The organism is Bradyrhizobium sp. (genome assembly GCF_030697065.1).
Lineage (GTDB): Bacteria > Pseudomonadota > Alphaproteobacteria > Rhizobiales > Xanthobacteraceae > Bradyrhizobium.
This window is the reverse complement of record NZ_JAUYQU010000278.1, coordinates 15,288-39,189: the sequence shown is the minus strand read 5'-3', so window position 1 is coordinate 39,189 and position 23,902 is coordinate 15,288. Positions and strand designations below refer to the sequence as shown.

Genomic DNA, 23,902 nt, shown 5'->3' with positions numbered 1-23,902 from the left:
ATCGGCATCTGGCATATCGCCACCCGCGGCACCGGCGCCGTCGCCACCATGACGCCGGAATACGCCAAGCTGATGGGACTGACCGCGACCGCCGGCAAATCGGCGATGCCGGGGCCGCTCGATGTCGGCGCCAAATTGTGGGAGCACGTCAGGCAGCCGTTCTACGACAACGGCCCGAACGACAAGGGGCTCGGGATCCAGCTCGGCTATTCGATCGCGCGCGTGGGGCTGGGCTATCTCCTCGCCGTGATCGTCGCGATCCCGCTCGGATTCCTGATCGGAATGTCGCCCTTGATGAACAAGGCGCTCGATCCGTTCATTCAGATCCTGAAACCGATCTCGCCGCTGGCCTGGATGCCGCTGGCGCTCTACACCATCAAGGATTCCGGGCTGTCGGCGATCTTCGTGATCTTCATCTGCTCGGTATGGCCGATGCTGCTCAACACCGCGTTCGGCGTCGCGGCCGTGCGCAAGGAATGGATCAACGTCGCGCGCACGCTGGAAGTCGGCACCGTCAGGCGCGCCTTCACCGTGATCCTGCCGGCCGCCGCGCCGACCATCCTGACCGGCATGCGGATTTCGATCGGCATCGCCTGGCTGGTGATCGTCGCCGCGGAGATGCTGGTCGGCGGTACCGGCATCGGCTACTTCGTCTGGAACGAGTGGAACAACCTCTCGATCACCAACGTCATCATCGCCATCCTCCTGATCGGCGTGGTCGGCATGCTGCTCGACCAGATCCTCGCGCGGTTCACGCGCCTGGTCACCTTCCCGGAGTGATGCGATGACCGACAAGTTCATCTCCATCGAGGCGATCGCCAAGCGCTATCCCGGCGCATCGGGCGGCGAGATCGCGGTGTTCGAAAATCTCTGGCTGTCGATGGCGCGCGGCGAGTTCGGCTGCGTGATCGGTCATTCCGGCTGCGGCAAGACCACGGTGCTGAACATCCTCGCCGGGCTCGACGAGCCCAGCGAAGGCACCGTGATCGTCGACGGCCAGGCGATCGAGGGCACCAGCCTCGACCGCGCCGTGATCTTCCAGAGCCATGCGCTGCTGCCGTGGCGCACCGTGCTCGGCAACGTCGCCTATGCCGTGACCTCGAAATGGCGCGACTGGGACCGCGCCAGAGTGAAAGCCCACGCCCAGACCTTCATCGATCTCGTCGGCCTGACCGGCGCCGAGCACAAGCGGCCGTCGGAACTCTCCGGCGGCATGAAGCAGCGCGTCGGCATTGCCCGTGCGCTCTCGATCACGCCGAAGATCATGCTGATGGACGAGCCGTTCTCGGCGCTCGACGCGCTGACCCGCGGCACGCTGCAGGACGAGGTCCGCCGCATCTGCCTGACCACCGGGCAGACCGCGTTCATGATCACCCACGACGTCGACGAGGCGATCTATCTCGCCGACAAGATCTTCCTGATGACCAACGGCCCCGGCGCCGTGCTGGCCGAGATCGTGGAAAATCCGCTGCCGAAGGATCGCGGACGCACCGATTTGCACCGCCATCCCTATTACTACGCGGTGCGCAACCACATCGTCGATTTCCTGGTCAGCCGCAGCAAGACCTTTGCGACGGACGTGCCCGGCCATGACCCGCGCAACGTGCCGGTGGTGAAGATCGGCGTGAGCGAGCCGACCATCGTCGCGGCGCCGCGGGCGGTCGAAACCCATCCGGCGCAGACCATCGCGCGCTAGCTATCAAAAGGAGACTGACATGAAACGATCCGACCTGACGGAAAAGCTGCTCGACATCAAGCGCGAGAAGGAATGGAGCTGGAAGCAGATCTGCGAAAAGATCGGCGGCTACTCGGAAGTGCTGATCGTCGGCGCCATCCTCGGCCAGATGAAGCTGACGAAGCCGCAGGCGGCCAATGCGGCCGAACTGTTCGGGCTTTCGAAGTCCGAGGCCGCGATGCTGAACGAGGTGCCGATGCGCGGCGACGGCACGCCGATGCCGCCGACCGATCCGCTGATCTATCGCTTCTACGAAATGGTGATGGTCAACGGCCCGGCCTGGAAGGCGCTGATCGAGGAAGAGTTCGGCGACGGCATCATGTCGGCGATCGATTTCGACATGGCGATGGAGCGCGTCGCCAATCCCAAGGGCGACCGCGTCAAGATCACGATGTCGGGCAAATTCCTGCCGTACAAATATTACGGCGCCAGCGGCAACGTGCCGGAGTATGGTTTCAAGGAGGGGTGAGGTTTCCGTCGCGAAGCGACAGCCACGTCATTCCGGGATGGTCCGAAGGACCAGACCCGGAATCCAGAGGTCGTAATCATTATCTCGAGATTCCGGGTTCGCGCTCTGCGCGCCCCGGAATGACGAAGAACCTTACGTTCCCGCCTTCACCTGCACGACGGCCATCGCCATCAGTTCGTCCATCTTCACCCGAAGCTCCGGCTCGGCCATGGCGACGCCCTTGGCGGTCAGATCGCCCAGAACCTTGCGGACCACGTCGGCATCGCCGGATTCCTCGAAATCGGAGGCGACCACTTCCTTGGCGTAGGCCGCGGCCTCATCGGCTGACATTCCGAGCTTTTCCGCTGCCCATAATCCGAGCAGCTTGTTGCGCCGGGCCTCGGCCTTGAACTTCTGCTCCTCGTCGAGGGCGTATTTCTTCTCGAAACCTTCTTGACGCTTGTCGAATGTGCTCATGATCCGGTTCCGGTCCCTGCCAAATGGTGACGCGGCCTCGTTGCGGCCGCCCTCTCGGGCGCCTAGATAACGGGAGCCGATGGTTAAGACAACCGGCGTTAAGCCGCAGGCGGAGGGGGTAAAACTCGCCCCGAAGGGGCCGGATCGATTGTACTCGATAGACCAATCGGATAGGTTGGGCATGAGGCCCGGTTCCCGTTCTGTTTCCCGTTCCTGGCCTTCACGGCAGCTCCGTCGTGGGTCGCAATCCCTTGTCATCCGGAGCACACCAAATTCATGGATTTCAACAACACACGGTACATCCCAATGAGCCGTCGACGCCGCATTTATGAGGGCAAGGCCAAGGTCCTTTACGAAGGCCCGGAGCCGGGAACCCTGATCCAGCACTTCAAGGACGATGCGACCGCGTTCAATGCCAAGAAACACCAGGTGATCGAGGGCAAGGGCGTCCTCAACAACCGGATTTCGGAGTACCTGTTCCAGCACCTCAACGACATCGGGGTGCCGACCCATTTCATCCGCCGCCTCAACATGCGCGAACAGCTGATTCGCGAGGTCGAGATCGTGCCGCTGGAGGTCGTGGTGCGGAATGTGGCGGCGGGATCGCTGTCGCAGCGTCTCGGTATCGAGGAAGGTACCCAGCTGCCGCGCTCGATCATCGAGTTCTACTACAAGAACGACCAGCTCAACGACCCCATGGTCTCCGAGGAGCACATCACCGCGTTCGGCTGGGCCACGCCGCAGGAAATCGACGACATCATGGCGCTGGCGATCCGCGTCAACGACTTCCTCACCGGGCTGTTTCTCGGCATCGGCATCCGTCTGGTCGATTTCAAGATGGAATGCGGCCGGCTGTTCGAAAACGACATGATGCGAATCATCGTCGCCGACGAGATCTCGCCCGATTCGTGCCGGCTGTGGGACGTCAAGTCGAACGAGAAGCTCGACAAGGACCGCTTCCGCAGGGATCTCGGCGGCGTGCTCGAGGCCTATACCGAGGTCGCCAGGCGTCTGGGCATCCTGACGGAGAACGAGCGGCCGATGGGCTCGGGTCCGGTGCTGGTCAAGAGCTGAGGTTGCAAGTGAAAGCGCGCGTCACCGTTACACTGAAATCCGGCATTCTCGACCCGCAGGGCAAGGCCATCGAAGGCGCGCTGAAATCGCTCGGCGTCGATGGCGTCGCCAGCGTGCGCCAGGGCAAGGTGTTCGACATCGAAATCGCGGGTTCCGACAAGGCCAAAGCCGAGGCGGCGTTGAAAGACGCCGCCGACAAGCTCTTGGCGAACACCGTGATCGAGAATTACCGGGTTGAAGTTCTGAGCTAGATCGCCGATGAAATCCGCCATTCTCGTCTTTCCCGGAATCAATCGCGAGCGCGACATGGCGCGCGCGCTGAAGCTCGCATCGGGGCATGAACCTGCGATGGTCTGGCATGCCGAGACCGCGCTGCCCAGGGGTACCGATCTCGTGGTGGTGCCCGGCGGGTTTTCCTATGGCGATTATCTGCGCTGCGGCGCCATTGCCGCGCGCGCGCCCGTCATGGACGCGGTGCGGGATTTCGCCGCCGGCGGCGGTCTCGTGCTCGGGGTCTGCAACGGTTTTCAGATCCTCTGCGAAGCCGGCCTGCTGCCCGGCGTGCTGATGCGCAATGCGCGGATGAAATTCATCTGCCATGACGTGCATCTGCGGGTCGAGCGTTCGGATACGCCGTTCACCCGCGGCTACAATGCCGGGCAGGTGATCCGCGTGCCGGTCGCCCATGGCGAGGGCAATTACGAGGCGGACGAAGAGACGCTGAAGCGGCTCGAAGGCGAGGGCCGTGTGCTCTATCGCTACTGCTCCGCCGAGGGCATCGTCGACGAAGCGTCCAACATCAACGGCGCGGCGCAGTCGATCGCAGGCATCGTCAATGAGCGCGGCAACGTGCTCGGCATGATGCCGCATCCGGAAAACCACGTCGAAGACATTATGGGCTGCACCGACGGCCGTGGCCTGTTCGCCGGCCTCGTGGCGCATCTGGAGCGCGCGGCGTAAGGTTTTCCCTCGCCGTCGGCTGATCGTCCGTCGGCTTCGCCGGCCAGAGCGAGTTGATGCCGGGTTAAATCCTTTGCAGGCGAAGTGCTGTTTACCTCTCCCCAGCGGGGGGAGGTCGATTTGCGCAGCAAATCGGGTGAGGGGGTGCTAATCTAACGAAAGACCGTACCCCCTCACCCGGCGCTACGCGCCGACCTCTCCCGAAGGGAGAGGTGACGGTGTTGCTCTAACCGACGCCGGTGCTGCGCGCCGCCCGCCACCGCGCGAGGCTTGCTTCCGGCCAGAGCTTTTCCCGGTCATAAAACGCCTCAACGGCGGGCACATCGGGAGCCAGTACGACCCATGGCTGCTTCGACATCGTGAAAATGTGCACGTCCGGCGGCAGCGCATCCGGCGTATCGAGCGTGCCCACGCGAACGAATCGGAAGCGGTCGCCTGAACCCGCGTAGTTGCTCCAGACCGCGATACGGCATTTCGGACATCGCGAGATCCTCTGGCCCTTGCCGCTGAGCGAAGGCGTCACGATGATATCGGGCTCGCCCGACAGCAGTTCGACCCGTTCAGCCTCGATCATGGCATTGAGCGCAAACGACGCGCCGCCGTCGCGCTGGCACCAACGGCAATGGCAGCAGTGAACGATGAGGGGCGGCGACGTCATGCGGTAGCGTACCGTCCTGCAGGTGCAGCCGCCCTCGATCGGGAATGTGCTCATGACCTTCTCCGGCCGGGGAAATTAGGAGCTCGCGTCTCAGACGGCAACTGATTCAAATCGCGATGCTGCGTTTCGTTCATGTTGCCGGGGGTGGCCCCGGCTTGCCGCGAAACCGGCTGATCCAGCGTCCGTAGCTGTCGCCCGGGATGGTCATCGCGGCGACGCCAGCCATCACGAGAACGAGGCCGAGCGCCAGGTTGGACGGCACGGTTTCGCCGAGCAGCACGACCGACAGGCCGACGCCGATGGGAATGCGCAGATAGCCCTGAGCGTTGGTGGTGAGCGTGCCGAGCCGCGAAAGGCACATGTAGAACAGCATCAGCCCGAACGCGCTGGAGAAAATCCCCATCGTGACAGTGGCGACCAGCGCCTCGGTGGTCGGCCGCAAGGTCCAGGGATGGTCGACGACCAGCGCCACCGGCAGCAGCAGCAGGCCGCCGAACAGCAGCGAGCCCGCCGCCACCACCATGGGGTCATACTCGGTCAGCCGCAACCCGAAGATCGTGGCGCAGGCGAAGGAGACGGTGGCGAGCAGGATCACCAGTTCGGCGAAGATATTGCCGCCGAGGCCGCCCAGCGCATCGAGGCCGATGATCACGGCGGTGCCGGCGAGCCCGAGCGCCGCGCCGGCCAGTTTCAAAAGCGTGGCCGGCTCGTGCCGCGTGATGCCCCAGGTGATCAGGAACGCGAAGATCGGCGTGGTGGAGGCCAGCACCACGGTCGGCGCCGCCGCCACATATTGCTGCGCCCAGGTGATCATCAGGAACGGAATCGTGGAATTGATGGTCTGTTGCTGCGCGAACAGCTTCCAGGCCCTGGCATCGCGAGGGATACGCAAGCCGCGGGCATACAGGATGGCGATCAGGAAGAAAGCCGCGATCAGCGACCGGGCCGAGATGAATGTAACCGGCGGGATCGAGCCGAGACCGATCTTGGTCAGCGGATAGGTCGAACTCCAGCAGCAGGCCAGCGCCAGCAGCAGCGCGTAGTCGCGCCAGCCGCGGGCCCGTGGAGGGCCGGGTGGATCGGCCGGTCGCGCGGGCGCCGCGCGCCTGATCTCTGCGCTGCTAGGTGGCAACGCTGCCTGCTTTGGCCGGCGGCTTCCATTTCACCCGCTTGATGGTCCCGGAAAACGTGAACAGCGTGCGCTCGCCGGATCTGAGCAGACCGCGCAGGAAGATCATCGAGCCGCCGGCCCGCATCACCTCACCGGTGCCTTCGACCAGTTCGCCCTCGCGCGCGCCGTCGATGAACTCGCATCCGAACGATACGGTCACCCCCGGACCCTGCAGCACCGGTGTGGCAAGAGCGAACAGGCAGTAATCCGCGAATGTCATGAAGCAGCCGCCATGGACGTTGCGCATGCCGTTGAGGTGCTTCTTCTCGACCCTGAACGCGCATCGCACGCTGCCGTCGTCCTCCATCCGGTGCCAGAACGGCCCGTTATGGGTTTCGTAGTTGTCGCGGGTCCAGGTACGCCAGCCGGCGAATTCACCCTCGGTTTCGACATGGAGATCGGGACGGTTGAGGAATGCGGATTTGGTCAGGTCGTCCAACGGAAAAGGCCCTTCATTTGCGGGTTTTCGAGTCTTAAATCCGATCCACACCCGATGTGCAAACGCCCCCAGCGCATGGACCGCCCGCAAATCTATGGACAGCGGGAAAATGCGCGTAAAAGGCCTTTTCGACCCCCTTCGATCTCCCTAATAAGGGTCCTCCATCGCCCAAAGAGCCCCATGAACCAGCCGCAGATCACCCCCGAACTTGTCGCCAGCCATGGCCTCAAGCCCGACGAATACGAGCGCATCCTCAAGCTGATCGGCCGGGTGCCGAGTTTCACGGAGCTTGGGATCTTTTCGGCGATGTGGAACGAGCATTGCTCGTACAAATCCTCGCGATTGCATCTGCGCGGACTGCCGACCAAGGCGCCGTGGGTGATCCAGGGGCCGGGCGAGAATGCCGGCGTGATCGACATCGGCGACGGCCAGGCAGTCGTATTCAAGATGGAGAGCCACAACCACCCGAGCTACATCGAGCCCTATCAGGGCGCGGCCACCGGGGTAGGCGGCATTCTGCGCGACGTGTTCACGATGGGGGCGCGTCCGATCGCCTGCCTCAACGCGCTGAGTTTCGGCGCGCCGGAACATCCGAAGACGCGGCATCTGGTGTCGGGCGTGGTCGCCGGGATCGGCGGCTACGGCAATTCCTTCGGCGTGCCGACCGTCGGCGGACAGGTGCGTTTCCATACCCGCTATGACGGCAACATCCTGGTCAATGCGATGGCGGTCGGGCTCGCCGACACCGACAAGATTTTCTATGCGGCGGCTTCCGGCGTGAACATGCCGATCGTCTATCTCGGCTCCAAGACCGGTCGCGACGGCATTCACGGCGCCTCGATGGCGTCCGCCGAATTCGACGAGGACTCCGCCGACAAACGCCCGACGGTTCAGGTCGGCGATCCCTTCGCGGAAAAGCTGTTGCTGGAAGCCTGTCTCGAAATCATGGCTGCCGATTGCGTGATCGCGATCCAGGACATGGGCGCGGCGGGGCTGACGTCCTCCGCGGTCGAGATGGGGGCCAAGGGCAATCTCGGCGTCGATCTCGATCTCGATGCGGTGCCGACCCGGGAAACCGGCATGAGCGCCTATGAGATGATGCTGTCGGAAAGCCAGGAGCGCATGCTCATGGTGCTGAAGCCCGAGAAGGAAAAACAGGCCGAGGCGATCTTCCGCAAATGGGGGCTGGATTTCGCCGTGGTCGGCTACACCACGCCGAGCAAGCGCTTTGTCGTCAGGCATGGCGGCGAGGTGATGGCGGATTTGCCGATCAAGGAACTCGGCGACGAGGCGCCGCTGTACGACCGGCCGCATGTGCCGGCGCAGCCGCTTCCCCTCATTCATGCGCGCGACGTCACGCCGCCGGTCGGCATTGCTGCGGCATTGGAAAAGCTGATCGCGACGCCCGAACTGTGTTCGAAGCGCTGGGTCTGGGAACAATACGATCACGTCATTCTCGGCAATACCGCGCAGCGTCCCGGCGGCGACGCTGCCGTGGTGCGGGTGCAGGACGGGCCCAAGGGGCTGGCGCTGACTGTCGACGTCACGCCGCGCTATTGCGAAGCCGATCCGTATCAGGGCGGCAAGCAGGCGGTGGCGGAAGCCTGGCGCAACATCACCGCGGTCGGCGGCCGGCCGCTCGCGATCACCGACAATCTCAATTTCGGCAATCCGGAACGGCCCGAGATCATGGGCCAGTTCGTCGGCTGCCTGAAGGGCATTGCCGAAGCCTGCCGTGCGCTCGACTTCCCGGTCGTGTCCGGCAACGTGTCGCTCTACAACGAGACCAATGGCCGCGGCATCCTGCCGACGCCCTCGATCGGCGGCGTCGGGCTGCTTGACGATTTCACCAGATCCGCGACGCTGGCGTTCAAGGCCGGGGGCGAGGCGATCCTGCTGATCGGCGAGACCCAGGGCTGGCTCGGGCAATCGGTCTATCTGCGCGACATCTGCGGCCGCGAAGAGGGGGCGCCGCCGCCGGTCGATCTTGCGGCCGAAAAGCGCAACGGCGACGTGGTGCGCGGCATGATCCATGCCGGCACCGCGACCGCGGCGCATGATCTGTCCGACGGCGGGCTGTTGATCGCGCTCGCCGAGATGGCGATCGCCGGCGGCATCGGCGCGCGGCTGCTGGCGGCGCCTGCCGCGATCGTGCCGCATGCATGGTGGTTCGGCGAGGATCAGGCGCGCTACATCGTGACGGTGCCGGAAGCAGAGGCCGGCCTGGTGCTGGCCAAGATGCGGGGCGCGGACATCCCGTGCGCGCGGATCGGAACCACGGGCGGCGACGCCATCGCGATCGCGGGCGAGGCGCCGGTTTCGGTGAAGGCGCTCGATGCCGCGTTCGAGAGCTGGCTGCCGGCGTATATGAACGCGAAGGTGTAGTTTGGTTCCGTCATTCCGGGATGGTGCGCAAGCACCAGATCCGGAATCTCGAGATTCCGGGTTCGATGCTGCGCATCGCCCCGGAATGACGACGCCTCCTACAAAACCCGCTTCGCCCCCGGAATCTTCCGCAACGCGCGCGTCAGCGCCCAGCTGAACGCGACCGTCAGCACGAATCCGACGGGTGCTTTCACGGTCGCCGGCATGTTGTAGTCGAACAGCCAGTACTGCAGCCACAGCGCGATCGGATAGTGCACCAGGAAGATGCCGTAGGCATCGGCCTGCATCGGATCGAACACGCTCCGGCCCGAGCCGGCGAACCTCAGGAAATAGGCCAGGATCAGGAACAGGATGGCGACGCTGAAAACCGTGAAGCAGACGGCGTAAAGCCCCTCATACCAGTCCGGCAAGTCCGGTGGATTCCCCAGGTTTTCGCGCTTGATGGAGATCAGCACCCACATCAGATAATAGGGAACGAGCGCCAGCACCAACCAGTCCCAGCTCACCCTCGCCATCCGTCCGTCCGCCGCCAGCAGTCCGCGGTCCAGAAATGCGAGGCCGATGCCGGCGCCGAAAAAGAAGTAGGTGGCGTAGAGCATCACGCGCCCGTGCTGGACCGAGAACGGACCGAACTCGAACCAGCTTCCCGCGCCGTAGTGAACCCGCCCGGGGATATAGAACGCCGCGGTCACAGCCAGCATGACCAGGAAGAACACCGCCGGCCGGCGGCGACCGTACAGCGAAAGGCGATTGATCGGATCGAGCATGTGGGGCGACAGCCGATACAGGATGCAGGCAACCACGTCGAAGCTGAGCAACACCCAGAGGAACCAGATCGGTCCGCTCGGCCAGGGCCCGACGGTGATCATGTTCCACCAGAATTCCGAAAAGCCGATCTCGGGATGCTGCCGCAGGGAGAATGAGTAGTAGGCGAGCGGAATCACCGTGAAGGCGCAGATCACGAACGGCAGTCCAAGCCGGAGCAGGCGGTCCGCCAGATAGTTCAGCGGGCCCTTCCGGCTGATGCCGGGCCAGACAAACAGCCCCGACAGGAAAAAGAACATCGCCATGAAGAAGCTGTCGGTGGCGAGCACGATCATGTCGAAGCCGAAGAACGACTTCGGGTCGGTATGACCGTAATATGTATAGGGGATGACGGCGTGGTGCAGCAGTACGATCAGCGTCAGAAAGGTGCGGGCGCGGTCGAGCGAAGGATTGCGCGTTTTCGCCCTCGGCGCGGCCTCAGGGTCCGCAGCCACGGTGTCGGAAATCGTCGTCATGGGTGCCCCCCGGCAGCGTATTTGCGGCTCATGTTGCAACCGGGAACCGGATTCAGCAAGGCCCCCGGGCGCACGGCGCGCCCGATGCGATGCTCGGTTCGCGGTTCGGCACTCTCTAGGGTTTGAGCAAAATGACGCTCAACCCATCTCCTCGATCGTGACCTTGTCCGGATAGAACGCCAGATAGCCCGATATTTCGGTCATCGCCGGAAATGGCGTCTCATAGCTCCAGATCGAATTTTCCAGCGTCTTGCCGCCGGCATTGATGCTGAAATAATTCGCATCTCCCTTGTAGGGGCAGTGCGTCACCCGGTCGGTGCGCGCCAGTAATGCCATATTGACGTCGCCGCGCGGCACATATTGCACGGCGGGATAGCTCGCTTCCTTCAGGGTCAAGGCATGGGCGGTGTCCGCGATCACGACGCCGCCGGCGGAGACGCGCACCCGCCTCGGGTTCGCCGTAATGGTGATGGGGTGGTCGGGGCCGGGGAGTTTCATGGATAAGCCTCTTTGGTCAGCCCGTTGTGATCGCGGGCCACGATTCCGGGACTTTGCCGGCGCTGGATCGGGAATATAGTGCCAGGGAGCGTGACGTAGAAGGGTGGCCGGGCTAAGTTCTGCCGCGCCGCAGCGGAACCGGCTGCGATTCGAACACCGGATTGGAGACCTGTTGGATGCCGATGGACGCCCACGATATCGAATCGATGATCAAGGCAGCGATCCCCGACGCCGAGGTGACGATCCGCGATCTCGCCGGCGACGGCGACCATTATGCCGCGACCGTGATCTCGGAGTCGTTCCGCGGCAAATCCCGGGTCCAGCAGCACCAGATCGTCTATCAGTCGCTGAAGGGCCAGATGGGCGGGGTTCTGCACGCGCTGGCGCTGCAGACCGGGGTACCTGGCGGACCCGGGTTACCCGAGGGCTAGTGCGGTAACATCATGGGCAGCGGCAGAGCATTCGCCGCACCCGCACAGCCGCGCCAGCAGGTCCCGGATCTCACTCCGACGCCACAAGCACATGAACCGAGAACATTCCTGCCGCGTCGGTCCATGACTTGCGCACCGACCATCCGGAGCCGCGCGCCAGCGCGGTGAAGCGATCGAGGCTGTATTTGTAGCTGCTCTCGGTATGGATGGTTTCGCCGGGGCGGAACGAGAACGTGTGGCCGAGCACGCGCACGCTCTGCGCCTTCCGGCTGATCAGGTGCATCTCGATGCGGTGACGCTCGCGATTGTAGATCGAGCGGTGGGTGAATCCGGAGATGTCGAAATTGCCGCCGAGCTCGCGGTTGATACGCACCATGACGTTGAGGTTGAAGCGCGCGGTGACGCCGGCGGCGTCGTTATAGGCGTCATACAGCACGCGCTCGTCCTTCTCGAGGTCGACGCCGATCACCATCTGCGCGCCGGGTCCGAGAATTTCGCGGGCGCTGCGCATGAACGCGCTGGCTTCATGCGGTTCGAAATTGCCGAGCGTCGAGCCCGGGAAAAATCCGACCTTCGGCATCGCGCCGACGGCATCGGGCAAGGCGAACGGCGCGGTGAAGTCCGCGGTCACAGGATAGACCGCCAGTTCAGGGAAATCCCGGCTCAGCACCTCGGCCTGGGCATGGATGAAATCACCGGATATATCGACGGGAACGTAGGCGCCGAAAGCGCATCGCTCCAGCAGCAGACGGACCTTGGTGGTGGCGCCGGCGCCGAATTCCACCAGCGCGGCGCCTTCGGGGATCACGGCGGCGATCTCTCCGGCCCGCTCGCGCAGGATACCGAGCTCGGTGCGGGTCGGATAATATTCCGGCAACACCGTGATCTGCTCGAACAGTTCGGAGCCCGCGGCGTCGTAGAAATACTTCGGCGACAGCCGCTTCGGGTGCTGCGACAGCCCTTCGATCACGTCGCCGGCGAACGCCGTTGTCTGCTCGTCGAGATGATGCGCCTTGGCCAAAGCATGCACATTCATGACAGTCTCCTGCTCACGCTTTCCGGCGCGATTGAAATGGAAGGATCAGGTGGCGTAGTCGGCGAGCCGAAGTCCCGTGAACTGCCAGCGATGATGCGGATAGAAGAAGTTGCGATAGGTGATACGGCTGTGACCTTCGGGGGTTGCAAGCGAGGAGCCGCGCAGCACCAGCTGGTTGACCATGAACTTGCCGTTATATTCGCCGAGCGCGCCCTCGACGGCGCGGTAGCCGGGGTAGGGGGAATAGGCGCTGCGGGTCCACTGCCAGACGATGCCGAAGGCGTCGTTGAGTTGCCCCGCGCGGGCGGCGACCTCCCATTCCATTTCGGTCGGCAGATGCTTGCCGCTCCAGCGCGCAAACGCGTCGGCCTCGTAATAGCTGACATGGCAGACCGGGGCTGACGGATCGACCGGCTGCAGCCCGGCCAGCGTCATGATGTGCCATCGCCCGTCGATCTCGCGCCAATGGCCCGGCGCCCGCCACTCTTCCTTTTCGACGGCGGCAAAACCGTCCATCAGCCACAGCGTCGGCGTTTTGTAGCCGCCGTCCTGCATGAAGGCGAGCCACTCCGCGTTGGTGACGAGGTTACGCGCCAGCCTGACCGGCCCGACCAGCGCGCGGTGCGCCGGCTTCTCATTGTCGAAATGGAAGCTGTTGTCGTTGTGTCCGACGGTGTGGATTCCCTCGTTGAGGGCGATCCATTCCTCGCCGGTTCGGGCAGAAGCGGGGAAGGTCCATGCCGGATCGTAGGCGGGCGGGATCGGGTTCTGCGCAAACGCATGCAGGATGTCGGTCAGCATCAGTTCCTGATGCTGCTGTTCGTGATTGAGGCCGACCTCGACCAGCGGCGCAATCGCCCTCAGCGCATCTGCCCCGGCAGACTGGAAGAATTTCACCACCGCGGCATCGACATGCCTGCGATAGGCGGCGATTTGCTCGGCGCCGGGGCGGGTCAGATGGCCGCGCTGGTGGCGGGCGTGCCGCGGCCCGGCGCTGACATAGTAGGAGTTGAACAGGAAGGCGTAGTCGGGGTGAAACGGCCGGTAACCGTCGCAATGCTCGCCGAGCAGGAATTGCTCGAAGAACCAGGTGGTATGGGCGCGGTGCCATTTCGCGGGGCTCGCGTCCGGCATCGACTGGATCAGCTGGTCTTCCGGCGTCAGGGGCGCGGCGCGGCCCTCGGTCTCGTTGCGGACGGTCAGATAGGCCTCCACCAGATCCCGGGCGAGGCTGCCGGAATCGGGGAATGACGGGCAGGGGGCGTCAGACGCGGCCGCAGCGGATGCTGGTTTCGTCACTGGAATCTCCGATCGGGGGAGAGAAACGTTGCACCGTCGTATCGGTTCCCCGGCAGCCGTCCGTCCTAGATAGGGGGTCCCGCGCGGGATAAAAGCCTCCAGAAGCTATGATGGCGCTGCCTGCAGGCTATCGGCCCGGTGCCGGGATATCCCCTGCGGAAACGCTCCCCGCCATTTTACTTTGGATGCACAACGGTTTGGGGTACATATATAGGCAATATCGGGTTTAACGGGGTGCGCCCGGCGCCCCAAGGGCCATCAAGCGCTATGCCGCAAAGGACGCGAAAATGAGCATCGAGCAATTTATCGACAATGAAGTGAAGTCGAACGACGTCGTGCTGTTCATGAAGGGCACACCGCAGTTTCCGCAGTGCGGTTTTTCCGGTCAGGTGGTCCAGATCCTCGACCATGTCGGGGTCGGCTACAAGGGCCTGAACGTGCTGGAATCCGCCGATCTGCGCAACGGCATCAAGACCTATTCGAACTGGCCGACCATTCCCCAGCTCTACGTCAAGGGCGAATTCGTCGGCGGCTGCGACATCATCCGCGAGATGTTCCAGGCCGGCGAACTGCAGCAGCTCCTGGCCGACAAGGGCGTCACCGTCAACGCGGCCGCTTCGGCCTGAGCTTTGACGGCGCGCCAGCTCGGCGCGGCGCGTCTCGAAACCGTCGTCGCCGATATCACGACGTTGAGCGTTGACGCCATCGTCAACGCCGCCAATTCGTCCCTGCTCGGCGGGGGTGGCGTCGATGGCGCCATCCACCGGGCGGCCGGGCCCGGGCTTCTCGCGGAATGCCGCACCCTTCATGGTTGCGCGACCGGCGGCGCCAAAATTACCAGAGGCTATCGTCTGCCGGCGCGCCATGTGATTCATGCCGTCGGTCCGGTTTGGAACAAGGGAGGCCGCGCGACCGATGAGGCGCTGGCGTCGTGCTATGCCCGTGCCATCGAACTGTGCCAGCAGCACGGCCTCGCCTCGGTTGCCTTTCCCGCGATTTCCACCGGCATCTATCGCTTTCCCGCGGACCGCGCGGCGCGGATCGCCGTGGCGGCGACGGTGGACGCGCTGGCGTCGGCTCCGGCCGTCCGCCATGTCATATTCTGCTGCTTTTCGGAGCAGGGCGGGCGCCTGCACGAGCAGGCATTGGCTGCCTTCGGCAGCCCTTGCGCGGACTAAGGCCCGGGTTACACTCCCCTTGAATTCCGGAAGGGGGTCCAATGAATTCATCTCGATTGCTGCGTGCGCTCGCCTGCGGTGCACTGTTGCTGGCGTTCGCGCCGCCGGCCCGCGCCGAAGCCACCTTCGATATTCCCGCCGGCGCGCGTTTCAATCAGGACAAGCTTGCGAAGATTACCGAGTTCTTCAAGAACGAGGTGGCGACCGGGAAGATCGCCGGCGCGAACGTCCTGATCCGCCAGCGCGGCAAGGATGTCTATCACGAAACCTTCGGCGTCCAGGACGTGGTGTCCAAAAGGCCGATCACCGACAAGACCATCTTCCGCCTGTCGTCGCTGACCAAGGCCATCACCTCCGTGGTGGCGATGCAGCTGATCCAGGACGGCAAGATCAAGCTCGACGATCCGGTCTCGAAGTTCATTCCGTCCTTCGCGAACATGAAGGTGGGGGTGGAGAAGAAGGCCGAGGACGGCACCAAGACGCTTGAACTGGTGGCGCCGACCCGGCCCATCACCATTCTCGACCTGTTGCGCCATACCTCCGGGATCACCTATGGTTTCTACGGCGACAGCCTGGTGCGCAAGGCTTACGCGGCGGCAAATCTCTATGCAGGCGAATTCGACCTTGCCGAGTTCGCCGAGCGCATCGCCAGGCTGCCGCTGCACAACCAGCCGGGCGCACTCTGGCAATATGGCCATTCCACCGACATTCTGGCGCGGATCATGGAGATCGTGTCCGGCAAATCATTGCTGGAGATCGAGCGGGAGAAACTGCTCGACCCGCTCGGCATGACCGACACCGGTTTCTTTGTTACCGAACCGGAGCGGCTGCAGCGGCTCGCCCAGCCGGTGCCGAACGACAGCAATTTCCGGGTCGGCCGCGAGTACAGGACCGAGGTTCGCCAGAAGTGGGAATCCGCCAGCGGCGGCATGGTTTCGACCATGTCGGACTTTTCGCGTTTTGCGCAGATGCTGCAGAATGGCGGTACGTTCGAAGGCAAGACCTATCTCAGCCCGAAGACGTTCGAGCTGATGACAACGGACCATGCCGGCAAGGACTCCGGTGTCGAGCGGGATTATTTCTATTTCCCGGGGGACGGCTTCGGCATGGGGCTTGGGCTCGCGGTGCGCACCGATCCCGGCAACGCCAAGCCGCCACCGGTGGGATCGCTGGGCGAACTGAAATGGGACGGCGCCTCGGGCTGCTATATGGTGGTCGACCGCAAACAGGAAATGTTCTTCGTGGTGCTTCAGCAGACCCCGACGGAACGCCAGCGCGTCCAGCGCACGCTCAAGCAGCTCGTCTATGAAGCGTTGGAGAACTGACGGCTTTGTGCAGCGCCGCCTTGTCGCAGCGGCGCTCGCGGTTGCCCTGGTCGGCGGAGGGGCGCACGAGGCATCGGCTCAATCCCGGGCGCCGTCATCCCAGTTGCCGCCAGCGCCAACCTTCTCGCGCGCGGCCCTCGACCGGATCGGCAACATCATTCGCAACGAAGTTGTGACGGGCAAAATACCCGGTGCGATCCTGCTGATCCAGCAACACGGCAAACCGGTCTATTTCGAATGTTTCGGCGCCCGGAACGCTGCAACCGGGCAGCCCATGACCCCGGACACGCTTTTCCAGATCTATTCGATGTCGAAAGCCGTCACGTCCGTTGCCGCGATGATGCTGGTCGATGACGGCAAGCTGTCCCTCGATGATCCCGTCGCGAAATACATTCGTGCCTTTGCAAATGCAAAAGTCGGCGTCGATATTTCCGATGAAGCGGGACAGTATCCGCTCCGGCTCGAGCCGTTGAAGCGCCCGATCACGATCAGGGATCTGCTGCGGCACACCTCGGGTATCACTTACGGCTTCTTCGGCGAAGCCGCGGTGACGAAACTCTATGGCAATCCCCTGCTGTACGCCGGCGATTTCGACAACGCCGAATTCGCCGACCGGATCGCGGTGCTGCCGCTGGCCGAGCAGCCCGGCACGCGCTGGAATTACAGCCACTCGACTGACGTGCTCGGCCGCGTCGTCGAGGTGGCCTCCGGGCAGACGCTGTTTCAGTTCGAAAAGCAGAGGCTGTTCGACCCGCTCGGCATGTCCGACACGGCGTATTTCGTGGCCGACAAGGCGAACTGGCCGCGCGTCGCGCAGGCCTTTCCCGTTGATCGTTTTCGGGTAGCCGGAATCGGCGATCCGACACTGCCGCGGCGCTGGGAATCCGGCGGAGCGGGGCTGGTCTCGACGGCCGGGGACTACGCCCGCTTCCTGCAAATGCTGCTGAACGGCGGCGAGCTCGACGGCAAGCGGTACCTCAAGCCCGAGACGGTCGCGATGATGACGTCGGACCAGATCGGGCCGGAGACCGGGATCATTCGCGATCCCTTCTATTTTCCGGGTCCGACCAGCGGTTTCGGTCTGGGCTTTGCCGTGCGCACCTCGCCGCCGCCGAACACGACATGGCCGCTCGGCGAATACCGCTGGGACGGCGCCGGCGGCAGCTTCTATTTCGTCGACCCGAAGGACGACCTGCTCGCTGTCTTCATGGTGATGGCGCCCACGCAGGGCGGTCGGATTCAACTGGCATTGAAGACGATGATGTATGAAGCGCTGGGCAAGGGACTGCGCAAGGATTGATATTCTACTTTAACTCCCCTCCCTCCACGCGCTCTTGCGCGTGGCGGGGAGGGGTCGGGGGTGGGGGGTGCTTCAGCGTACTCGCTTGCATTCGTATGCGCGGATGGACCCCCCACCCCCGACCCCTCCCCACCACGCGGCGAAGAGCCGCGCGGGGGGAGGGGAGAAGAAGGAAGCGCGCTCTACACTACGGCGTTTCGCGCGATCGTCTCGCGATAGAACGAGACGCTGAGTTTTGGCGTGCGCCGCTTGGTCTCGAAGTCGACGCGGTAGAGGCCGAAGCGTTGCTCATACCCGTCCGACCATTCGAAATTGTCCATCAGGCTCCACAGAAAATAGCCGAGCACGGGGACCCCCTCGGACGTCGCCCGCTGCAGCTGGGTCAGGTAGTTGCGCAGGTACATGATGCGATCCACGTCATAGACGGTGCCGTCCGCGGCCGGCTGGTCGCTCCCCGACGTGCCGTTCTCGGTGATATAGATCGACTTCACGTTCCACAGCCGGGCGACATGGCGCGGCACCCAGTACATGGCCTCCGGGCCGGGCCTGAGCCATGACGCCTTCATGTGTGGAAACGACGCGGGAAACGGCGCCAGGGTGAAGCCGCGTTCGTTGTCGGCGGCCACGACATAGTGGTCGGGCGTGTAGACATTCAGTCCGACAAAATCGATCGGGGAGGAGATGATGCGCAAATCTTCCTGCGTGAATTTCGGGGCGTCATTGCCGGCCCTGGTCAGGAAGGCGTCGGTATATTTTCCTTCCAGCATCACGGTCAAATAGCCGGCGTTGAGTTCGCGCGTGGCGACCTCGGCGGCGCGGATGTTCTCGGTCGTTTCGATCGCGGGAATGCAGCTCACGGCATTTTCGGCCGGACCAACCATGGTCCCCGCGCGCCCGTGGGCCCGGAGCGCTTGCACTGCAAGACCGTGTCCCAGCGCGACGTTGTGACGGACCTGGTTCAGGCCCGCCTGGGACAATTTGAGGCCGGGGGCATCAGCGCCATATTGGTGCCCGAGGTGAACGAGCCGGGAGCATTCGTTGATCGTGAAAAAGTGCTTCACACGGTCGCTCAGGTGCCGCGCGACATGGGCTGCGTAGTCCGCAAAGGCCTTCGGGGTGTCGCGGGAAGTCCAGCCGCCGAAGCGATCCTGAAGCGCCAGGGGCAGATCCCAATGGTAGAGGGTCGCAAACGGCTGGATGCCGTTCGCCAGCAGCTCGTCCACCAGCCGGTGGTAGAAATCGAGCCCCTTCGGGTTCGGCGAGCCGCCTCCCTCCGGGAAAACACGCGGCCACGCAATCGAGAAACGATAGGCCTTTGCGCCCAGCGCCTTCATCAACTGAACGTCTTCCCTGTACAGATGAAAATGGTCGGTTGCGGTGTCGGCGTTGCTGCGGTCGGAAATGGTCCCGGGCGTATGGGCGAAGCGGTCCCAGATCGATGCGCCGCGGCCGTCTTTGTGGACGGCCCCCTCGATCTGATAGGCCGAGGTCGCCGTCCCCCACAAAAACCCGCCCGGGAAACCGGACGAGGCCGCCGCCTCAGCCCGCCTGGATCCGGCCAACGGCGCCGATATTCCCAGAGCCGACCAGCCGGCGATCGCAGCGAATTGGCGACGGGTAAGTCCCTTGAATGCCATCCGTTCAGGTGTCTCGCGCTGGAAAAAAAATATGCGGAAGACGCAGTTCGCCCCTCGCACCCCGGCCTTGATGCGGGTCGGAACCGGATGCTACAAATTTCCGCCAGATGGCGCAAATGGCGTACCGCCAACGAGAATGCTTGCCGAAGGATAGGACCATCGCCCTGCGTACGCCACTGGCATTTTTCCTGATTTCCGTTGGTATCGTTGCGGCGGCGTGGTGGTGGCTCGCCACACCGGTGACGCTGGCGCGGGCGCCGATTGATGCCGCAACGAAACTGGAATGCGTTTCCTACGCGCCGTTCCGCAACGATCAGACGCCGCATGACCAGACCTTGATCGTCAGCCCGCAGCAGATCGCGGAGGATCTGGTCGAACTCGCCAGGGTTTCGAGGTGCATCCGCACATACTCCATCGATAACGGACTGGACAAGGTGCCCGAACTCGCCTCCCGGGTCGGATTGAAGGTGCTGCTCGGAGTCTGGATCGGACGCGATCGCGCCAAGAACGCGCTGCTCATCGACACCGCGATTTCCCTGACCAGGCAGTATCCCGGCGTCATCACGGCGATCATCGTCGGCAGCGAGGTACTGCTGCGCGGAGAAATGACCGTGTCCGACCTTCGGGAAATCATCCGTTCGGTCAAGCCGCGCGTGGACGTTCCGGTGACCTACGCCGACGTCTGGGAATTCTGGCTGCGCTACCGGGAGATCGGCCCCGATGTCGATTTCGTCACCGTTCATTTCCTGCCCTATTGGGAGGACGTTCCGGTCCGCGCCGAAGATGCGGCGGCGCATGTGGATCACGTTCGACTGCAGGTCGCGGCGGCGTTTCCCGGCAAGGACATATTGATTGGCGAAACGGGTTGGCCGAGCCACGGGCGGATGCGCGACGGCGCTCTGCCGTCCCGCATCAATCAGGCACGTTTCACTTCCGAGATTCTCGATCGGGCCAGGCGCGACAATTTTCGCGTCAATCTGTTCGAGGCCTATGACGAGCCCTGGAAGCGCCGCTGGGAAGGTACCGTGGGAGGCTATTGGGGCCTGTTCGACGGGACCGAGCGCAAGCTGAAATATCCGGCCGGAGCTGCCATCAGCAACCATCCGTTCTGGAAGCTGCAAATGGCATGCGGGATAGTTCTTTGCACCCTTGTCTTCGCAGCGGCATTGCTGACGCTGAGGGGGCGGCCATCGCCGCCGCGGCTGGCGGCATGGGTCGCAGTAGCGATATCGGCGACAACAGGCGGGATCCTGCTCGGAACAGGCGCTGAAAAGATGTTTCTTGAAAGCTTCGGGATCGGCGGCTGGCTGATCCAAGGCTTGCTGCTGACCGCGGGAATATTGGCGCCCCTGCTGTCCGCCAATGCCCTGGTTTCGGGGCGCGCGCTTCCGTCGTTTGCCGAGGTGCTGGGACCGCCCAACGGCCGAGCCCGATCGTTCATGACGAATGTCCTCGGCATAACGCTGATCGTGACGACCCTGATCGGAGTGGAAACCGCGCTGGGCCTGGTGTTTGATTCACGCTGGCGCGATTTTCCGTTCGCCGCGCTGACCATGGCCGTGGTGCCGTTTTGCACCGTGGCCTTGCTCAATTCTCCGGGAGTGGGTGCGCGACCGCTCGCCGAGACCGTGTTCGCCGGACTGTTCGCGGCGGCTTCGCTCTACATCATCTTCAATGAAGGTGTTCACAACTGGCAGGCATTATGGACCTGCGCGGCCTATCTCGTGCTCGGCATCACGCTCTGGCGGCCGCGCACCGTTGCGGTTGTCGAAACGGCATTGATTGCCACAGCTTCCGCTCTGGGTGAGGTAACGCCGGCGCGACAGGTATCCGGCTGATCTGCCCGGCGCTCGGTCGTCGGCTGCGATTGAGTATTGAGTACGGAGGACGCTTTGCTGCGATGCGAAGCGAGTGGGTTCGCTTCAGTGCCGGCTGGCAGGCGCGGGCAAAGCTGCTATCATCGTCGCCATAACAAGAAATGGAAGGAAGCAACGCCATGGACGCCGTGACGCCGAAGGGCTCGCATACCGCCGAAACGCATTCCCACCTCGTTCGCCCCGACACCATGGAGTGGCAGAAGACCCGCTTTCCCGGCTGCGAGGCCAAGACGCTGCTGTTCGACCACAAGACCGGCCTGATGACCGCGCTGATGCGGTTTGAGCCGGGCGCGGTGTTGCCCGACCACGAGCACGTCAATATCGAGCAGACGTATGTGCTTGAAGGCAGCTTGGTCGACAAGGAAGGCCCGGCGCAGGGTATCGAATGCAAGGCCGGCGAATTCATCTGGCGCGAACAGGGCAGCCGCCACGTCGCCTGGTGTCCGCAGGGCGGGCTGATGCTGGCGATCTTCCAGGTCCCCAACAAGTTCTTCGAGGCCGACGGCCGCGTCATCGATGCCGCGGGCCAGGACTGGGACGAGACCTGGGGGCATACGCGGAAGGCGTGAGGACGACGTCACTTATGCCGCGAGGTAGCCGTTGCGCGTTTGCCCTCACCACGTCATTGCGAGCGAAGCGAAGCAATCCATTCTTTCTTCTGCTGCAAGATGGATTGCTTCGCTTCGCTCGCAATGACGACAAATCCTACGCCCCCCGCACGATCTCACGTACCAGTCCGACCGTCTCCTCGATCATCCCGGCGGAAACGTCGAGATGGGTGCAGGCCCTGATGCGACCGTCCATCATGGCGAGCAGCACGCCGCGCTGGCGCAACGCCTTGATCATGTCGTCGCCGCCGACGCCGGCGCCTTCGGGCCTGAAGAACACGAGATTGGTCTCGGGCTGCTGCACCTCGATACCCTGGATCTGCGACAATCCCCGCGCCAGCGCGCGGGCGTTGGCGTGATCGTCCGCAAGGCGGTCGACATGGTGGTCGAGGGCATAGACGCAGGCCGCGGCGCAAACGCCGGCCTGGCGCATCGATCCGCCGAGGCGCTGCTTCCAGCGCCAGACCTCGTCGATGAAGTCGTGGCTGCCGGCAATCACGCCGCCGACCGGCGCGCCGAGTCCCTTTGAAAAGTCGATCCAGGCGGAGTCCCAGCCCGCCGCCATGTCGCGGGCGCTGATGCCCGTCGCGACACAGGCGTTCAGCAGCCGGGCGCCGTCCATGTGGGTGGCCATGCCGTTTTGTCTGGCGATCTGCGCGACCTCGTCGAGCGCGGCCTTGGTCCAGATGGTGCCGCCGCCGATATTGGCGGTTTGTTCGACGCTGACCACGGTCTGCGGCGGCTGGTAGCGGCTGCGGGGGTGAATCGCGCCACGAAGCGTATCCGGCGAGAATTGCCCGTCGGGGCCGGACAGCGGCGTGATCTGGAAGCCGCCGAGAGCGGCATGGGCGCCGCCTTCGCGGGCGATGATATGGGCGGTTTCATGCGCCAGGATTTCGTCGCCGGGCCGGCAATGCACCAGCGTCGCCGCCACATTGCACATGGTGCCGGAGGGCATGAACACGGCGGCCTGCTTGCCGAGCAGGTCGGCCACCCGCTCGCACAAAAGGTTCACGGTCGGGTCGTCGCCGATCTGCTCGTCGCCGACCTCGGCGCGCGCGATCGCCTCGCGCATCCCCGGTGTCGGGCGGGTCTGCGTGTCGGACAGCAGGTTGATGCGGACGGGCGGTGCCTTGGGATCGCGCGGGGGAGGGGTGTAGGTGGTCATCATGAAGTCTTTCCGTCATGGTCATTCCGGGATGGTCCGAAGGACCAGACCCGGAATCTCGAGGTTCCGGGTTCGCGCTTCGCGCGCCCCGGAATGACATCGGACACCTTACCGAAACAAAAAGGCCCCGGCAAAACCGGGGCCTTGATCTCGTAAAACGCCGACCGAAAAAAATCAGCGCGAATAGAATTCGACGATCAGATGCGGCTCCATCTGCACCGCGAACGGCACGTCGGACAGATGCGGGATGCGGGCGAACTTCGCGGTGAACTTGCCGTGATCGACTTCGAGAAAGTCGGGCACGTCGCGCTCGCCGAGCTGGCTCGCCTCGATCACCACGGCGAGCTGCTTGGAGGATTCCTTGACCTCGATGAGGTCGCCGACCTTGACCTTGTAGCTCGCGATGTTGACGCGGCGTCCGTTGACCTTGATGTGGCCGTGGTTGATGAACTGGCGCGCGGCGAACATGGTGGCGACGAATTTGGCGCGATAGACCACGGTGTCGAGACGGCGCTCCAGCAGGCCGATCAGGTTTTCACCGGTGTCGCCCTTCATGCGGCCGGCTTCGACGTAGATGCCGTGAAACTGGCGCTCCGAGATGTTGGCGTAATAGCCCTTCAGCTTCTGCTTGGCGCGCAACTGCACGCCGAAGTCGGAGAGCTTGCCCTTGCGGCGCTGGCCGTGCTGGCCGGGGCCGTATTCGCGGCGGTTGACGGGGCTCTTCGGGCGGCCCCAGATGTTCTGGCCCATACGGCGATCGATCTTGTATTTCGCCTCACTGCGCTTAGTCATCGCGTCCTCTTTTCAGGTTTGAGTCTTGAGGAAACGCGCCCTCCTGTGCGCCGGGAATTTCCCGGTGCTGACAGGCCTACCCCCTAAAGCTTGAAAGGGACGGGCCACGGGTCGCGAAACGCAACG

The 23,902-nt window shown here is 63.7% G+C and carries 25 protein-coding genes; 14 read left to right on the top strand and 11 right to left on the bottom strand.

The genetic code is table 11. From position 1 onward, the window contains the following. The 3 genes from ntrB to cynS all read left to right on the top strand — a co-directional run. The coding region (ntrB, locus tag Q8R73_RS21855) for a nitrate ABC transporter permease (protein WP_305721627.1) at window positions 1–780 on the top strand (780 nt) is incomplete at its 5' end. A 4-nt stretch (window positions 781–784) separates the two neighbouring features. Then, a complete protein-coding gene (locus Q8R73_RS21850) occupies window positions 785–1,696 on the top strand; it encodes an ABC transporter ATP-binding protein (RefSeq protein WP_305721626.1) in 912 nt (303 codons plus the stop codon). A gap of 19 nt (window positions 1,697–1,715) precedes the next feature. Continuing rightward, a complete protein-coding gene (cynS, locus tag Q8R73_RS21845) occupies window positions 1,716–2,204 on the top strand; it encodes a cyanase (protein WP_305721625.1) in 489 nt (162 codons plus the stop codon). Window positions 2,205–2,336: 132 nt separating this feature from the next. Here the strand turns inward: cynS and Q8R73_RS21840 are convergent, their stop codons facing one another. Next, window positions 2,337–2,660 (bottom strand): DUF1476 domain-containing protein, encoded by a 324-nt coding sequence (locus tag Q8R73_RS21840; RefSeq protein ID WP_305721624.1) that lies wholly within the window; start codon window positions 2,658–2,660, stop codon window positions 2,337–2,339. Between the two features lie 306 nt (window positions 2,661–2,966). On the opposite strand from Q8R73_RS21840, the gene purC reads away from it, so the two are divergent. Genes purC through purQ form a run of 3 tightly spaced genes read left to right on the top strand, consistent with a single transcriptional unit; the run spans window position 2,967 to window position 4,694 of the window. After that, the gene (purC, locus tag Q8R73_RS21835) at window positions 2,967–3,734 is read left to right on the top strand and encodes a phosphoribosylaminoimidazolesuccinocarboxamide synthase (protein WP_305721623.1); all 768 of its coding nucleotides are present in this window, start codon (window positions 2,967–2,969) and stop codon (window positions 3,732–3,734) included. 8 nt (window positions 3,735–3,742) lie between these two features. Then, complete coding sequence (gene purS / locus Q8R73_RS21830; protein ID WP_305721629.1) at window positions 3,743–3,985, top strand: phosphoribosylformylglycinamidine synthase subunit PurS; 243 nt, start codon at window positions 3,743–3,745, stop codon at window positions 3,983–3,985. Window positions 3,986–3,992: 7 nt separating this feature from the next. Then, entirely contained in the window at window positions 3,993–4,694 is a 702-nt protein-coding gene (gene purQ, locus Q8R73_RS21825; RefSeq protein ID WP_305721622.1) for a phosphoribosylformylglycinamidine synthase subunit PurQ, read from the top strand. Window positions 4,695–4,920: 226 nt separating this feature from the next. Here the strand turns inward: purQ and Q8R73_RS21820 are convergent, their stop codons facing one another. From Q8R73_RS21820 to Q8R73_RS21810, 3 genes are all read right to left on the bottom strand, one after another. Beyond that, window positions 4,921–5,406 (bottom strand): GFA family protein, encoded by a 486-nt coding sequence (locus tag Q8R73_RS21820; RefSeq protein ID WP_305721621.1) that lies wholly within the window; start codon window positions 5,404–5,406, stop codon window positions 4,921–4,923. Between the two features lie 76 nt (window positions 5,407–5,482). Continuing rightward, on the bottom strand, window positions 5,483–6,463 hold the full coding sequence (locus Q8R73_RS21815) for a DMT family transporter (protein ID WP_305721628.1): 981 nt from the start codon (window positions 6,461–6,463) through the stop codon (window positions 5,483–5,485). 10 nt (window positions 6,464–6,473) lie between these two features. Beyond that, entirely contained in the window at window positions 6,474–6,962 is a 489-nt protein-coding gene (locus tag Q8R73_RS21810; protein WP_305721620.1) for a PaaI family thioesterase, read from the bottom strand. Window positions 6,963–7,142: 180 nt separating this feature from the next. On the opposite strand from Q8R73_RS21810, the gene purL reads away from it, so the two are divergent. Next, window positions 7,143–9,347: a phosphoribosylformylglycinamidine synthase subunit PurL gene (purL, locus tag Q8R73_RS21805; protein WP_305721619.1), complete on the top strand. Its 2,205-nt coding sequence runs from the start codon at window positions 7,143–7,145 to the stop codon at window positions 9,345–9,347. Between the two features lie 98 nt (window positions 9,348–9,445). On the opposite strand, the gene Q8R73_RS21800 is transcribed toward purL, so the two are convergent. Together Q8R73_RS21800 and Q8R73_RS21795 are read right to left on the bottom strand one after the other, a co-directional pair. After that, complete coding sequence (locus tag Q8R73_RS21800; protein ID WP_305721618.1) at window positions 9,446–10,627, bottom strand: acyltransferase; 1,182 nt, start codon at window positions 10,625–10,627, stop codon at window positions 9,446–9,448. Window positions 10,628–10,765: 138 nt separating this feature from the next. After that, complete coding sequence (locus tag Q8R73_RS21795; RefSeq protein WP_305721617.1) at window positions 10,766–11,125, bottom strand: DUF427 domain-containing protein; 360 nt, start codon at window positions 11,123–11,125, stop codon at window positions 10,766–10,768. A gap of 176 nt (window positions 11,126–11,301) precedes the next feature. Between Q8R73_RS21795 and Q8R73_RS21790 the strand changes: the two genes are divergently transcribed. Continuing rightward, window positions 11,302–11,556 carry a BolA family protein gene (locus Q8R73_RS21790; RefSeq protein WP_305721616.1) on the top strand — a complete coding sequence of 85 codons (255 nt, stop codon included), beginning with the start codon at window positions 11,302–11,304 and terminating at the stop codon, window positions 11,554–11,556. Between the two features lie 70 nt (window positions 11,557–11,626). On the opposite strand, the gene egtD is transcribed toward Q8R73_RS21790, so the two are convergent. Further along, window positions 11,627–12,592, bottom strand: coding sequence for an L-histidine N(alpha)-methyltransferase (gene egtD / locus Q8R73_RS21785; protein ID WP_305721615.1), 966 nt, complete (start codon window positions 12,590–12,592; stop codon window positions 11,627–11,629). Window positions 12,593–12,637: 45 nt separating this feature from the next. Further along, a complete protein-coding gene (egtB, locus tag Q8R73_RS21780; RefSeq protein ID WP_305721614.1) occupies window positions 12,638–13,891 on the bottom strand; it encodes an ergothioneine biosynthesis protein EgtB in 1,254 nt (417 codons plus the stop codon). A 287-nt stretch (window positions 13,892–14,178) separates the two neighbouring features. Here egtB and grxD point away from each other — a divergent pair, with 287 nt between their 5' ends. Genes grxD through Q8R73_RS21760 form a run of 4 tightly spaced genes read left to right on the top strand, consistent with a single transcriptional unit; the run spans window position 14,179 to window position 17,694 of the window. Next, on the top strand, window positions 14,179–14,517 hold the full coding sequence (gene grxD, locus Q8R73_RS21775) for a Grx4 family monothiol glutaredoxin (protein WP_304871186.1): 339 nt from the start codon (window positions 14,179–14,181) through the stop codon (window positions 14,515–14,517). 3 nt (window positions 14,518–14,520) lie between these two features. Then, entirely contained in the window at window positions 14,521–15,069 is a 549-nt protein-coding gene (locus Q8R73_RS21770) for an O-acetyl-ADP-ribose deacetylase (protein ID WP_305721613.1), read from the top strand. Window positions 15,070–15,110: 41 nt separating this feature from the next. Continuing rightward, window positions 15,111–16,394, top strand: coding sequence for a serine hydrolase (locus Q8R73_RS21765; protein WP_305721612.1), 1,284 nt, complete (start codon window positions 15,111–15,113; stop codon window positions 16,392–16,394). Then, entirely contained in the window at window positions 16,375–17,694 is a 1,320-nt protein-coding gene (locus tag Q8R73_RS21760; protein ID WP_305721611.1) for a serine hydrolase, read from the top strand. The genes Q8R73_RS21765 and Q8R73_RS21760 overlap by 20 nt, the downstream gene beginning before the upstream one ends. 182 nt (window positions 17,695–17,876) lie before the next feature. Here the strand turns inward: Q8R73_RS21760 and Q8R73_RS21755 are convergent, their stop codons facing one another. After that, window positions 17,877–19,331, bottom strand: coding sequence for a GH1 family beta-glucosidase (locus tag Q8R73_RS21755; protein ID WP_305721610.1), 1,455 nt, complete (start codon window positions 19,329–19,331; stop codon window positions 17,877–17,879). A 116-nt stretch (window positions 19,332–19,447) separates the two neighbouring features. Here Q8R73_RS21755 and Q8R73_RS21750 point away from each other — a divergent pair, with 116 nt between their 5' ends. Beyond that, window positions 19,448–21,169, top strand: coding sequence for a beta-(1-6) glucans synthase (locus tag Q8R73_RS21750; protein ID WP_305721609.1), 1,722 nt, complete (start codon window positions 19,448–19,450; stop codon window positions 21,167–21,169). A gap of 158 nt (window positions 21,170–21,327) precedes the next feature. Further along, window positions 21,328–21,777 (top strand): cupin domain-containing protein, encoded by a 450-nt coding sequence (locus Q8R73_RS21745; protein ID WP_305721608.1) that lies wholly within the window; start codon window positions 21,328–21,330, stop codon window positions 21,775–21,777. A 136-nt stretch (window positions 21,778–21,913) separates the two neighbouring features. Here Q8R73_RS21745 and Q8R73_RS21740 read toward each other — a convergent pair whose 3' ends face one another. Then, complete coding sequence (locus Q8R73_RS21740) at window positions 21,914–22,987, bottom strand: low specificity L-threonine aldolase (protein WP_305721607.1); 1,074 nt, start codon at window positions 22,985–22,987, stop codon at window positions 21,914–21,916. Between the two features lie 171 nt (window positions 22,988–23,158). Beyond that, window positions 23,159–23,776, bottom strand: coding sequence for a 30S ribosomal protein S4 (rpsD, locus tag Q8R73_RS21735; protein ID WP_305721606.1), 618 nt, complete (start codon window positions 23,774–23,776; stop codon window positions 23,159–23,161). Window positions 23,777–23,902: the final 126 nt, after the last annotated feature.